Consider the following 13531-nt stretch of genomic DNA (forward strand, 5'->3'; position numbering starts at 1 on the left):
ATCGCGGGTCCAGCCCGCTCTGCACAGTCCTGTGGGAGCGGGCTTGCCCCGCGATGGCTGCGACGCCGTTTGTGTTTGAGGTAAGCTAGCCAACCTTTTGCACCCCCTCGATGCCCTGTCACCCCCGCAGGCGATGCCCTGCCGATTGGAACCCCGATGCAGCCCACACGCAAACCCTTCCGACTCGCCCCCGTGCGCGCCGACGTGCTCGCAGGCCTCACCACCGCCTTCGCCCTGGTGCCCGAGTGCATCGCCTTCGCCCTGGTTGCGCACCTGAACCCGCTGATGGGCCTGTACGGCGCCTTCATCATCTGCACCCTGACCGCACTGTTCGGTGGGCGCCCGGGCATGGTTTCCGGCGCCGCCGGCTCGATGGCGGTGGTGATCGTCGCGCTGGTGGTGCAGCACGGCGTGCAATACCTGCTGGCCACGGTGCTGCTGGGCGGGCTGGTGATGCTGCTGTTCGGCCTGCTGCGCCTGGGCAAGCTGGTGCGCCTGGTGCCGTACCCGGTGATGCTCGGCTTCGTCAACGGCCTGGCCATCGTGATTGCCCTGGCCCAGCTCGAACACTTCAAGTCCGGCCAGGCCTGGCTTGCCGGCAATGCGCTGTACCTGATGCTCGGCCTGGTGGCACTGACCATGGCCATCGTCTACGTGCTGCCACGCCTGACCCGCGCCGTGCCGCCGGCGCTGGTGGCGATTCTCGGCGTGGGCCTGCTGGTGTACCTGTTCGACCTGCCCACCCGCACCCTGGGCGACATGGCGCACATCGCCGGCGGCCTGCCGGGCCTGGCCCTGCCCGAGGTGCCATGGACCCTCGACACCCTGCGCATCATCGCGCCATACGCAGTACTGATGGCCATGGTCGGCCTGCTCGAAACCCTGCTCACCCTCAACCTCACCGACGAAATCACCGAGAGCCGCGGCCACCCCGACCGCGAATGTGTGGCGCTGGGCGCGGCCAACATGGTCTCGGGCCTGTGCGGCGGCATGGGCGGCTGCGCGATGATCGGGCAGACCGTGATCAACCTCGGCTCCGGCGGGCGCGGCCGGCTGTCGGGCGCCGTGGCCGGGGTGATGATCCTGATGTTCGTGCTGTTTCTCGCGCCGCTGATCGAGCGCATTCCGCTGGCGGCACTGGTGGGGGTGATGTTCGTGGTGGCGCAGCAGACCTTCGCCTGGGCATCGCTGCGGGTGCTGCACAAGGTGCCGGTGAACGACGTGCTGACCATCGTGGCGGTCACCGTGGTCACGGTGTTCACCGACCTGGCGGCTGCCGTGATGTTCGGCATCATCATCGCCGCCCTGAACTTTGCCTGGCAGCAGGCCCGCGAGCTGTACGCCGACAGCGACGTGCACGCCGACGGCAGCAAGCTGTACCGCGTGCACGGCACCCTGTTCTTTGCGTCGGTCACCACCTTTCTGAACCAGTTCACCCCGGCCGACGACCCGGCCGAGGTGACCCTGGACTGCGCCCACCTGCGGGTGGTCGACTACTCGGCGATCGCTGCCATCAAGACCCTGCGCGAGCGCTATGCCAAGGCCGGCAAGCACCTGCGCGTGGTGCACCTGACCGAGCGCTGCAAGCAACTGCTCAGGCGTGCGGGGGAGCAGCACACCGCCTGAGCCCACGCGCATTTTTAAGGATCTGCTGATGGTCCGCGCTGCGGCATGTGCCTGAACATTGGCCTGTCACGGGAGTGACGTTCTCTGACGGCAAGCCTGTTGATTGGAGGAGTCTTTCGAAGCGGTGGATGGGCTATGGCACGCCTGCGTGGGAGGGGTGAGTGATGAATCAGTCGGCGCTTTACGTGGTCTCGACGCCCGTCGCGAGTACGTCGTTGCAGTCGGACCTCGGAAGGGCCCTGGAGCGGGATCAGTTCGAACTGCATTATCAACCGCTCTACCGCGTCGATCAGGGCCGCCCCTACATCGCGGGTGTCGAGGCGCTGCTGCGCTGGCGATCTGCCGGGCAACTGGTGCCGCCGCTGGCGTTCATCCCCACCCTTGAAGCCACCGGGCAGATCGTACCGGTTGGCGAGTGGGTGCTGCAGCGCGCCTGTCGACAGGTCCGCGACTGGCAGCTGGCCGGGCAGGGGCAGCTGCACTGTTCGGTCAACGTCTCCAGCCTGCAGCTGGAGCAGGTCGGCTTCGCCGCCTCGGTGCGGCGCGTTCTGCAGGCCTGCGGGCTGCCGCCGGCGAGCCTGATCCTGGAAATCACCGAAAGCCAGTGGGTCAGTGACAGTGCCCAGGTCAAGGCCTGCCTCGATGAACTGGTGAGCATGGGTGTGCGGCTGGCGCTGGATGATTTCGGCACCGGCTACTCAGCCCTGAGTTGCCTGCTGCGTTTTCCATTGAGCATCCTCAAGGTCGACAGAAGCTTCGTCAGCGGCCAGCCCCAGAGCGGCAAGCTGCACGCGATCTGTCGTGCAATCATCGGGCTGGGGTGCGAGCTGGGCTTCGAAGTGGTTGCCGAAGGCGTCGAGGAGGCTGACCACCTGGACTTCATCGTGGGCCAGGGCTGCCATTACGCGCAGGGTTACCTGCTCAGCCGGCCCTTGCCGCCGACGGAGTTGCAACGCCTGTTCAACTAGCGGCTGCCACCGCCACGCAAGGGAGCCTGGCCGCTCGGAGTGTGGGCGTACCTCGATCGCCGATCATTGGAGGGCGGTGTGCAGGCCCGTTTTCAGGCTTGCCTGATAGGCTATTTCAAACGCCCTCATTAAAGTCCCCACCAGCAACGACGCGGAGTCGGGTGCCTCCGATTTTCTGCTTGTTTCTATGAGGGATTGAACATGCTGCTTAGAAATTTCAGGCTGGGCCATCGAGCAATACTGGTGTTTTTCGTATTGAACGTGCTGGTCATTGTCCTGGGTGTGGTTTCCATCATGCAAATGGGCCGAGTGCGTGCCGCTGCCCTGGAAATCGAGAAGAACTGGATGGAAAGCGTGCGCCAGGGAGGCGCGATCGACGCGCTGGTGCTGCGCCTGCGGCTTGAAAGCTATCGCCTCCTCAGTACCGATGACCCAGCGATCAGGAAGATGTCCATCGAGACCATCACCGGTGCACGCAGCGAGCTCGACAAGGCGGTCACCGACTATCGTCACCAGGTGTCCAGCCCGGACGAACAAGCGGCCTACGACGATGTCAAGACAGGGATCGCCAACTACATAGGGCAGCTGGACAGCTTTCTGGAGCGGGTGCAGGCCGACCACGCCGCCGAAGCCACCGAGTACCTCAACCAGACGACTCGGCCGCTGGCGAACAGCCTGCAGGTCGTTATCGGCAAGATGATGGACATCAACCGCGAAGGTGCCCGCCAATCGGGGATCGAGTCCGAGGCCATCTATCAGAGCTCGGTGAAGACCGTGATCGTGATCATCAGCGTGGTCGTGGTGTTGAGCATCCTGATGGGGGTTCTGTTTGCGCGCAGCATCACCGTACCGTTGCTGGCGGTGCTGGGGATCAACCAGCGGATTGCCGAAGGGGACCTGCGCAGTGTCGTGCCGATGTCCGGCAAGGACGAGCTGACCGACCTGATGGCCTCGACCGCGAGCATGCAGGCCAGCCTGCGTGACACCATTCGTCTGATGGGCGACTCGTCGAACCAGTTGGCCGCAGCGGCCGAACAGATGCATTCGGTGGCCGAGGAATCGAGCCGCGGGCTGCAGCAGCAGAGCGATGAAATCGAACAGGCCGCCACCGCCGTGAACGAGATGACGGTTGCGGTCGAAGAGGTGGCGCGCAACGCAGCCTCCGCGTCGGAAGTCACCCAGCAGTCCGCCAGTTCGACCCGCACCGGTTCCGAGCGGGTGACCCAGGCGGTTGTCGCCATCCAGAACCTGACAACGATTGTCGAGTCCACCAGCGGGGAAGTCGAAGGCCTTGCGAACAGGGCACAGAACATCAGCAAGGTGCTGGACGTGATTCGCGCGATTGCCGAGCAGACCAACCTGTTGGCCCTCAATGCTGCCATCGAGGCTGCCAGGGCCGGTGACCAGGGGCGCGGGTTCGCCGTGGTGGCCGACGAGGTGAGGGCACTGGCCCACCGCACCCAGGAGTCCACCAAGGAAATCGAGACCATGATCGCCGACATCCAGGCGGGGGCCGAGCAGGCGGTAACGGCGATGTCGCAAAGCCGCGTCAATGCCCAGGACACCCTGGGGATCGCGCAGGAAGCCGGCGCCGCACTGGATGCGATTGCCCGTTCGATCACCGAGATCAACGACCGCAACTTCCTGATTGCAACCGCTTCCGAAGAGCAGGCGCAGGTGGCACGTTCGGTGGACCACAACCTGGTGAGCATTCGCGATCACTCGGTGCAGACCTCCGACGGCGCCAGCCAGACGGCCACTGCAAGCAACGAGCTGTCCAGGCTGGCGATTGCCATGGCCGACCTGACCCGGCGTTTCACCACGTGAAACCGCGCCCGTGCACCAGCCACGGCATGCGCATTCGCGGCGGTACATCGAGCTGAGCCAAGCGCCCTGGCTGTGCTGGGGCGCATTTTTAAGGCTTGCCTGATAGTGCTGCGCAGCAAAGGGCACTTAAGCTGGCGCCATGAAATTGAAGCATTTCCTGCAACCCACCGACTCGTTCTTCTCCACCCCCAAGGCTGTGCGCCGGCTGCTGCGATTGTTCGCCCAGTTACTGGTGCTGGGCATGGTGGTGGGTGCGATCATTTCCCTGAGCTCGATTCTCAGAAACGAAGTCTCCCGTCGTCAGGGGCTCATGAGCGATGCCATCGCCAATGCACGGGTGTTCTTCACCCAGCGCGAGGCGCTGCTCAAGAGCCTCGCGCTGTCGGCGGTGGCGAAGCCACCTGCGCAACAGTTCGCGGTGGCGCAACAGGTCGGCCACCGACAGCCCGGTGACGATCTCCGCTGGGACCTGCAGTTGTCCGGGCGCATGGTGGATTTCCTCACGACAAACCGCATCAACCTGCTGTACGTCGCCGATCAGGTGGCGGCCCGCGTGGTGTACCTGAACCGCACGGTCAGCTTCGATACGCCGATCCCTGGCGCGGTGCTGAGCCGCCTGCAGCGTATTGATCCCACCCTGCCCGAGGCGGACCAGGCGGTCTGGCTCAGCGATCAGCAGGCGTCGACGCCGCGGCTGTATCTGTTCGTGCGGGTGGATTTCCACCAGCCCCGATCGGGCTGGCTCGGCATGGAGATGGATGCCAGCGACGTGGCCAGCACGCTGCACGATGACGCGGCAGGGCAGTTCATGATGCTCAACCCCAGAGGCGATGTGATGATGCGCAGCGTGTCGAGCGTGTACCCGTCGCTGCCCTTGCCGAAGCTGGAGACAGGCCATGACTTCGGCTTCTCCGGGGAAGGCTTCTGGCCCGACCAGCTGGTGATGCGCAAGAAGCTGGGCTACTCGGATTGGAAGCTGTTCTATGCCATTGGGCTGGAGGCCTTGCTCAAGGTGTTGTGGTGGCCGTTGCTGGCTGCCAGCGCCCTCATCCTGCTGATCGGCGTGCTGGTGGGGCGCCTGGTGACGCGCGTCGAACGGCGCCTGATCACCCCGGCGACCCAGCGCATCGATGCACTGATCGAAAGTGAAGCGTTCAACCGCGCGATCATCCAGACCGCCCCGGTGGCGCTGTGCGTGCTGCGCCGCGCGGATGGCCAGGTGGTACTGGAGAACACCTTGTCGCAGCAGTGGCTGGGCGAGTGCAAGGAGCGCGAGCGCCTGTGCCACGGCTGGATCGAACAAGCCTTCAGCGACCGCGAAATTGTCCAGTCCGACGAGTTCCAGGCCGGCGACGGTCGCCACCTGCACCTGAGCTTCGTGCGCACCCGCTACAACGGCGAGGATGTGCTGTTCTGCGCCTTCAGCGATATCAGTACGCGCAAGCAGGCCGAGGCCGCGATGACCATGGCCAAGCAGATGGCCGATGCCGCCAACGAAGCCAAGACACTGTTCCTGGCGACCATGAGTCACGAGATACGCACGCCGTTGTATGGCGTGCTCGGAACCCTGGAGCTGCTGGCCCGTACCGAGCTGAGGGGGCCGCAGAAAGACTATCTGCACGCCATCGAGAGTTCCTCGGCAGCGCTGCTCAACCTGGTGTGCGATGTTCTCGATGTGGCCAAGATCGAAGCCGGTCAGTTGGCCCTGGAGGCCAGTGAGTTCTCGCCGCTGGAGCTGATCCACGACGTGACCCAGAGCTACGCCGGTGCTGCGCGCAGCAAGGGGTTGTATCTGTATGCCTTCGTCGACCCGTACATGCCGGCGCTGTTGCGTGGCGACATAACGCGCATTCGCCAGGTGCTGAACAACCTGCTCAACAATGCGGTGAAGTTCACCGAGAGCGGGCAGATCGTGCTGCGTGCCAAGGTCGGCTCGATGACCGAGGAACGGGCCGACATCCTCTGGCAGGTCAGCGACAGCGGCCCGGGCATTGCCCCGGACGACCAGGCCTTGCTGTTCGAGCCGTTCTACCAGTCCTCGACCAAGACCAACGTGGTGCCCGGCACCGGCCTGGGCCTGTCCATCTGCCAGCGCCTGGCCGCCTTGATGAACGGCAGCATCCGCGTGGTCAGCGCCGTGGGCCTGGGCAGCAGCTTTACCTTGAGCATTCCGCTGGGGCGCTCGTACCCGATGCCGGCGAGCGATACGCCGCGCCTGGCCGACGAGATGATCTACGTGCATTCCCCGGTGCTGGAAATGGCCGAATACGTCAGTGGCTGGCTGCGGCGCTGGGGCGCGCAGACCCATATCGGGCTGCCACCCGAGATCCAGGCCGCGCATGACGTGCTGCTGGTGGAGGCCCACCCGCACACCGCGCACCCCGTCCTGCTGGAGTGGAGCGGGCCGCGTGTAGTGATCTGCCCGCAGGAGTGCGAGCCGCCGTCGCAGCAACGCTACTGGCGGGTCAAGCTCAACGATCTGAACGGGCTGCTGGCGGCCGTCAGCCAGGCCCAGGGCATCGCCCCCCCGGCGCCTGGCCGGATCGAGCACGAGATCACCCGGCAACTGGACCTGAGGGTACTGGTCGCCGAAGACAATGTGATCAACCAGCTGATCGTCAAGGACCAGCTGGAGGAGCTGGGGTGCAGCGTGGGCCTGGCCCGCGATGGGCATGAGGCCCTGGCGCTGTGGCAGAACGAGGTGTTCGACGTGGTGCTCACCGACATCAACATGCCACGCATGAACGGCTATGACCTGGCCAAGGCCCTTCGTCGTCAAGGCTGCGTGGTGCCCATCATCGGTGCCACGGCCAATGCCATGCGCGACGAGGGCGATCGGTGCCTGGCGGTAGGCATGCAGCAGCTGCTGGTCAAACCCTTCGGCCTTGGTGCGCTGTTCACCTGCCTGCAGCACTGCCAGCGTGAAGAGAGGCGAGCGTGACGTCGTTGGCCAGAAGCTACCTACGCCTCGGTATCGGCTTGCTGCTTGGCATTGCCCTGATCTTCCTGCTGGCGATGACCCACGAGCAATGGGCGGCGCAGTACTGCGTCGATTGCGTCAGCTTCATCCGTGGGGCGAATTTACCGCTGCTGCGCATCGTGCTGGCATTTGCGTTGCTCAGCGCCCTGCTGGGGTGGCTGTACTACCACTATCGCCGGCAGGTCATCGCGCCGGCTCGCCAGGCCCGGAGCGAGCTGCTCGACAGCCAGGCGTTCAGCCTGGCGGTGATCGAAAGCGCACCTGCCGGGCTGATTGTCATCCGCCTGCACGACCACCAGGTGGTGGTGGAAAATCAGCGTGCCAAGGACAGTCTCGAAGTGGCGCAGTCCATCGTCGAGATGGCGCGCCAACCCGGCATCGAACTGTGCGGCGAGGCGAGCATGGTGCTGCAGGGTCGCTGTTTCCGGCTCAGTTTCTCCTCGACCCGCTACCAGGACCAGCAGGTGCTGCTGTGCGCGTTCACCGACGTCACCGAACACCTGGAACGCGCGGTGGCCTTGAGCCAGGCCAAGTCCATGGCCGACAAGGCCAGTGAAGCCAAGACCCTCTTCCTGGCGACCATGAGCCACGAGATCCGCACCCCGCTGTACGGCGTATTGGGCACCCTGGAGCTGCTCGGCCTGACCGGCCTCGACCAGCGCCAGATGGATTACCTCAGCATCATCCAGCGCTCGTCCTCCACATTGTTGCAACTGATCAGCGATGTGCTGGATGTGTCCAGGATCGAGTCGGGTCAACTCACCCTTGAGTCGGTGGCCTTTTCGCCATTGGGCCTGATCGAGGACGTGATGTCCGCGCACATCGCCAACGCGCGTGCAAAGGGCCTGCAGATCTATGCCTGCGTGGCACCGGAAATACCCGACCAGCTGGTAGGGGACGAGGTGCGCATCTGGCAGATCCTCAACAACCTGCTGGGCAATGCGATCAAGTTCACCGACATCGGGCGGGTTGTGCTGCGCTGTCGCGTGGCCAGGGGCGAAGGGCAAGACATCATGCTGGAACTCCAGGTCACCGACACCGGCATCGGCATTTCCCCGGAGCAGCAGTTGCACCTGTTCGAGCCGTTCTACCAGGCCCGCGCGAACAACCTTGTCAGCGGCACCGGGCTTGGCCTGTCGATCTGCAGCCGCTTCAGTGCGTTGATGGGCGGCGAGGTGAAGGTGGTCAGCGAACAGGGGTTGGGCAGCAGTTTCACGGTGCGCCTGCCGTTCGTGCTGCCGGACACGCCGTTGCCGGCAGAACCTGGCATCGACCTCGGCGGCGTGCAGGTGTACGTGCGTGCGCCCGTGCTGGAGCTGGCCGAGAACATCGGCAGCTGGCTGCTGCGCTGGCATGCCACGGTTACGGTGCTCAGCGCCGCGCAGCACGAGGTGCACAGCGGGGCGCTGCTGGTCGAGGTACTGGGCAACGGCAAGTGGCTGCCGGACTGGAACGGCCGGCGCCTGTTGTGCGACTACGACGGCCCGCAGGTTCCCGAGCCGATGGAGGCGGGCTGGCGCGTCAGCGCCAATCATGTGCGGGCGATTGCCGGCGCCGTGCTGATGGAAAAGAACGGCGTCACCGAGCCCGCGCCGCCTGGCGCAGCCCCTGCCTTGCCGGCGCTTGGCCTGCAGGTGCTAGTGGCCGAGGACAACCTGATCAACCAGGCCATTCTCAAGGAACAACTCGAAGCCCTGGGCTGCACCGTGGAACTGGCCAGCGATGGCCAGCAGGCGCTGCAGCAGTGGCGCAAGTACCGCTTCGACGTGCTGCTGACCGATGTCAACATGCCGGTCATGAACGGCTACGAGCTGGCGCGCGCGATACGCCTGCAGAACGCCAAGGCGCCGATCATCGGCGTTACCGCCAATGCCATGCGCGACGAGGGCGAGCGTTGCCAGGCAGCGGGCATGACCTGCTGGGTGGTCAAGCCGCTGAGCCTGACCACCTTGCGCAACCTGCTGCTCAATGTCACCCCGGCGCTGGCGCACGAGGAGGCCGGGCGCCAGCCGTCGCTAGAGCTGTCGGTGCAGTTGGCCGAGGCGGAGTCATCGGCAGCGGGCATCGTGTTGTCGCCGGCCATGCGCGACCTGTTTTTGAGTACCATGGAGAAGGACATCCGCGCCATTCGCCTGGCCCTGGCGGCCGGCGAGCAAACCGACGTCCTGCACAAAGTGCATGGTGTCAGTGGCGCACTGTCGGTGGTGCAGGCGCACGCGCTGGCCAGGCTGTTCGGTGAGCTTGAGCACCGCCTGCGCGCGCCCAGCCTGCAGCTCACCTTGATTGATGATATTCACCAGGCGCTCGACCGGCTCTGCGACATGATGAGGTCGGTATGACCCGGGCCGAGACTTGCCACACTTTGTGCACACCGGAGCGATCATGCATAAAATCACCGTAGTCATCGCCGATGACCACCCGATCGTGCTGTTTGGCGTACGCGAACTCATCAAGTCCGACCCGCGCTTCGAGGTGGTTGGCGAAGCGGGCAGCTCCACCGAACTGATCAACGTGCTGCACGACAAGCAGCCCCAGATCCTGATCACCGACTACAACATGCCGGAGAGTTCCCAGTATGGCGACGGCCTGCGGCTGATCACCTACCTGACGCGCAACTTCCCCGCGCTGCGCGTGCTGGTGCTGACGATGGTGTCCAACAGCCTCATCCTCACGCGGCTGTACAATCTGGGCGTGGCGGGCGTGATCGACAAGCGCACGGTGAACGAAGAGTTGCTGCGCGCACTGGAAGCCTTGAGCCAGAACCGCATCTACAAGCTGGCGCCGGCGAACCGGAACTCGGTGATCGACAACGGCTACCAGATCGACGAGCGCATGGCTTCGCTTTCCACCCGCGAAGTGGAGATCCTGCGTCTGTTCGTGGCGGGCATGAGCCTGCGCGACATCGCGATCAATCAGAATCGCAGCCCCAAGACCATCAGCACGCAAAAGATCGCGGCCATGCGCAAGCTGGATGTGCGCAGCGACCAGGAGCTGATCTCGTACTGCCTGGAGGCCAACCTGTTCCAGTAGGTGTGCCCGCGTTTTCAGGTTTGCCTGATGGCACGGGGCCCGGCTGTATCGTTCAATGGCGTCAAGCGACGGCAGCATTCCACAGGAGGCAATCATGGCGCCCGATCTTGAGCAGCGATGCCCCGACAGCGTGCGGACAATCTTCATTTCACACAGCGAGACAGCGGATGTTCGCCAGTTCATAGGGCAGTACATCGACAGCCGTTGCCTGCGTTGCAGCCCTGCGGTGTGGAACATGGTCCTCGCCGTACTGGCGGACTACCCGGGTGAAGCACCGGTGCGCCTGTACGAGCTCAATGCCTGGCTTGACCACACACTGAGCAGGCGCCCCTTTTACCGGCCAAGTGCACACCTGCTGCAGCTGGTGGTCAGCAATCAGCACATCCCTGCACCCAGCGACCGGGTCGGCGGGGCGTCGACCGTGCAGTAATCGCGCGACGACCTAGCCCTGCTTTTTGATGATGGCATCGGCCACGCTCGCCGGCGCCTCGGCATACTTGGTGAACTCCATGGTGTAGCTGGCGCGGCCCTGGGTCATCGAGCGCATCTGCGTCGAATAGCCGAACATCTCGCCCAGCGGCACATCGGCGCGGATCACCTTGCCGGCCGGGGTGTCTTCGCCTTCCTGGATCAGCCCGCGGCGCCGGCTGAGGTCGCCGAGGATGTCGCCCTGGTACTCCTCGGGGGTCACCACCTCGACCTTCATCACCGGCTCCAGCAGCACCGCGCCGCCTTTCTGCGCCAGTTGCTTGGTGGCCATCGACGCCGCCACCTTGAACGCCATCTCGTTGGAGTCGACGTCGTGGTACGAGCCGTCGAACACCGTGGCCTTCAGGCCGATCAGCGGGTAGCCGGCCAGCACGCCGTTCTTCATCTGCTCCTCGATGCCCTTCTGGATCGCCGGGATGTACTCGCGCGGTATCACGCCGCCGACCACCTCGTTGACGAACTCCAGGCCTTCCTTGCCTTCCTCGGCCGGGGCGAAGCGGATCCAGCAGTGCCCGTACTGGCCGCGCCCGCCAGACTGGCGCACGAACTTGCCTTCGATCTCGCAGGTGTTGCGGATTTTCTCGCGGTAGGCCACCTGCGGCTTGCCCACATTGGCCTCGACGCCGAATTCGCGGCGCATGCGGTCGACGATGATGTCCAGGTGCAACTCGCCCATGCCGGAGATGATCGTCTGCGCGGTTTCTTCATCGGTGCGCACGCGAAATGACGGGTCTTCCTGGGCCAGCTTGCTCAGGGCGATGCCCATCTTCTCCTGGTCGGCCTTGGTCCTGGGTTCCACGGCCACCGAGATCACCGGGTCTGGGAAGTCCATGCGTTCGAGGATGATCGGCTGGTTGATGTCGCACAGAGTGTCGCCGGTGGTCACGTCCTTCATGCCGATCAGTGCGGCAATGTCGCCGGCGCACACCGCCTTGATCTCGGCGCGCTGGTTGGCGTGCATCTGCACCATGCGGCCCACGCGCTCCTTCTTGCCCTTGACCGAGTTGAGTACCGCATCGCCCGAGTTCAGTACCCCGGAGTACACCCGGGCGAAGGTCAGGGTGCCGACAAAGGGGTCGGTGGCAATCTTGAAGGCCAGCGCCGAGAACGGCTCGCTGTCGTCGGCATGGCGCTCCAGGTGCCGGTCTTCATGATCCGGGTCGGTGCCGTTGATGGAGGGGATCTCGGACGGGGCGGGCAGGTAGTCGATCACCGCGTCGAGCATCAGCGGCACGCCCTTGTTCTTGAACGACGACCCGCAGATGGCCGGCACGATCTCGTTGTTGAGGGTGCGCTGGCGCAGCCCGGCCTTGATCTGCTCGTTGTCGAGTTCGGTGCCGTTGAGGTACAGCTCCATGAACTCGTCGTTGGCCTCGGCGGCGGCCTCGATCATGTGCGCACGCCACTCGGTGGCCAGCTCCAGCATGTCGGCCGGTATCGCCTCTTCGCGGTAGCTGGTGCCGTTGTCGGCCTCGTTCCAGTAGATGGCCTTCATCTTCACCAGGTCGATCTGGCCGATGAAGTGTTCCTCGGCGCCGATGGCCAGCTGGATCGGCACCGGGTGGTGGCCCAGGCGCTTGTCGATCTGTTTGACCACGCGCAGGAAGTCCGCGCCCTGGCGGTCCATCTTGTTGACGTAGGCCAGGCGCGGCACATGGTACTTGTTGGCCTGGCGCCACACCGTCTCGGACTGCGGCTCGACCCCGTCGGCGCCGCTGAACACCACCACAGCGCCATCGAGCACGCGCAGCGAGCGCTCCACCTCGATGGTGAAGTCGACGTGGCCGGGGGTATCGATGATGTTGAAGCGGAATTTCTCGGGGAACTGCTTGGTCGAGCCCTGCCAGAAGGCGGTGGTGGCGGCGGAGGTGATGGTGATGCCGCGCTCCTGTTCCTGGGCCATCCAGTCCATGGTCGCGGCGCCGTCGTGCACTTCGCCCATCTTGTGGTTGACCCCGGTGTAGAACAGGATGCGTTCGGTGGTGGTGGTCTTGCCCGCGTCGACGTGGGCGACAATGCCGATATTGCGGTACAGCTCGATGGGGGTGGTGCGCGCCATGGTCGTTCACCTGTGCAAAAGGCGGGCAGCCTGTGGCCCGGGTTCTTCCAGTTAAGCAGAAGAATGCACGGCTGCTGCTACCGGTCGGCGCGTGTGTTCAGACCTCCACGGTGTAGTTCAGGCCCAGCTCGTCGCCGGGCAGGCCGCGTATGCCCCAGTTTTCGCGGGGGGTCTCGAACAGGGTGATCTCGATGTCCTGGGCGCCGATGCCGGTGTGCTCGCCGATGCGCTGGAACAGTTGGCGGATGAGGTCTTTCCTTGCGGCGCTGGAGCGGCCTTCGAACAGGCTGATCTCGATGATCAGGTAGTGTTCGCTGCGGTCGTCGGGGTAGAGGAAGTCGGCGGGGTCCAGGGCCAGGTAGCGCTGGAAGCGTTTTTCCGGCGGGTACTGCAGGGCGCTCATCACCGCGCCATGGATGGCTTCGGCAAGGGCAGGGCGGTGCTGGTCGAGGGTGGTGCGCAATCCATAGATCTTGATCTGGGCCATGCTGACGTTCCGTGTGGGGCGGGGGAGGTGCATCGTGGCCGATGGCCCTGGCGCCGGCAAGGCCC

9 protein-coding genes are annotated in these 13531 nt (G+C 64.7%); 7 read left to right on the forward strand and 2 right to left on the reverse strand.

Features of this window, described 5'->3' with window-relative positions; genetic code table 11:
• The first annotated feature begins 156 nt into the window (after positions 1-156).
• The 7 genes from NJH59_RS16390 (at position 157) to NJH59_RS16420 (ending at position 10861) form a co-directional block, all read left to right on the forward strand.
• A complete protein-coding gene (locus NJH59_RS16390; RefSeq protein WP_229590246.1) occupies positions 157-1626 on the forward strand; it encodes a SulP family inorganic anion transporter in 1470 nt (489 codons plus the stop codon).
• Between the two features lie 164 nt (positions 1627-1790).
• Positions 1791-2594 carry a bifunctional diguanylate cyclase/phosphodiesterase gene (locus tag NJH59_RS16395; protein WP_088514871.1) on the forward strand — a complete coding sequence of 268 codons (804 nt, stop codon included), beginning with the start codon at positions 1791-1793 and terminating at the stop codon, positions 2592-2594.
• A 201-nt stretch (positions 2595-2795) separates the two neighbouring features.
• On the forward strand, positions 2796-4421 hold the full coding sequence (locus NJH59_RS16400; RefSeq protein WP_043861104.1) for a methyl-accepting chemotaxis protein: 1626 nt from the start codon (positions 2796-2798) through the stop codon (positions 4419-4421).
• Between the two features lie 139 nt (positions 4422-4560).
• Positions 4561-7362 carry an ATP-binding protein gene (locus NJH59_RS16405; protein ID WP_253087026.1) on the forward strand — a complete coding sequence of 934 codons (2802 nt, stop codon included), beginning with the start codon at positions 4561-4563 and terminating at the stop codon, positions 7360-7362.
• Positions 7359-9740: an ATP-binding protein gene (locus NJH59_RS16410; protein WP_253087027.1), complete on the forward strand. Its 2382-nt coding sequence runs from the start codon at positions 7359-7361 to the stop codon at positions 9738-9740. The genes NJH59_RS16405 and NJH59_RS16410 overlap by 4 nt, the downstream gene beginning before the upstream one ends.
• Positions 9741-9783: 43 nt before the next feature.
• Positions 9784-10431: a response regulator gene (locus NJH59_RS16415; RefSeq protein WP_043861102.1), complete on the forward strand. Its 648-nt coding sequence runs from the start codon at positions 9784-9786 to the stop codon at positions 10429-10431.
• 94 nt (positions 10432-10525) lie between these two features.
• Positions 10526-10861, forward strand: coding sequence for a hypothetical protein (locus tag NJH59_RS16420; protein ID WP_058540413.1), 336 nt, complete (start codon positions 10526-10528; stop codon positions 10859-10861).
• Positions 10862-10873: 12 nt separating this feature from the next.
• On the opposite strand, the gene fusA is transcribed toward NJH59_RS16420, so the two are convergent.
• Entirely contained in the window at positions 10874-12979 is a 2106-nt protein-coding gene (gene fusA / locus NJH59_RS16425) for an elongation factor G (protein WP_078481078.1), read from the reverse strand.
• 97 nt (positions 12980-13076) lie between these two features.
• On the reverse strand, positions 13077-13466 hold the full coding sequence (locus NJH59_RS16430; RefSeq protein ID WP_078481076.1) for a tautomerase family protein: 390 nt from the start codon (positions 13464-13466) through the stop codon (positions 13077-13079).
• Between the last annotated feature and the right edge of the window lie 65 nt (positions 13467-13531).

The organism is Pseudomonas sp. VE 267-6A (assembly GCF_024126555.1).
GTDB lineage: Bacteria > Pseudomonadota > Gammaproteobacteria > Pseudomonadales > Pseudomonadaceae > Aquipseudomonas > Aquipseudomonas palmensis.

What these genes read in the sequence shown, in the direction of transcription:
- NJH59_RS16430 (WP_078481076.1), bottom strand. Translation starts at nt 13,466, where the DNA reads ATGGCCCAGATCAAGATCTATGGATTGCGCACCACCCTCGACCAGCAC.
- NJH59_RS16390 (WP_229590246.1), top strand. Translation starts at nt 157, where the DNA reads ATGCAGCCCACACGCAAACCCTTCCGACTCGCCCCCGTGCGCGCCGAC.
- NJH59_RS16400 (WP_043861104.1), top strand. Translation starts at nt 2,796, where the DNA reads ATGCTGCTTAGAAATTTCAGGCTGGGCCATCGAGCAATACTGGTGTTT.
- NJH59_RS16395 (WP_088514871.1), top strand. Translation starts at nt 1,791, where the DNA reads ATGAATCAGTCGGCGCTTTACGTGGTCTCGACGCCCGTCGCGAGTACG.
- fusA (WP_078481078.1), bottom strand. Translation starts at nt 12,979, where the DNA reads ATGGCGCGCACCACCCCCATCGAGCTGTACCGCAATATCGGCATTGTC.
- NJH59_RS16415 (WP_043861102.1), top strand. Translation starts at nt 9,784, where the DNA reads ATGCATAAAATCACCGTAGTCATCGCCGATGACCACCCGATCGTGCTG.
- NJH59_RS16420 (WP_058540413.1), top strand. Translation starts at nt 10,526, where the DNA reads ATGGCGCCCGATCTTGAGCAGCGATGCCCCGACAGCGTGCGGACAATC.
- NJH59_RS16405 (WP_253087026.1), top strand. Translation starts at nt 4,561, where the DNA reads ATGAAATTGAAGCATTTCCTGCAACCCACCGACTCGTTCTTCTCCACC.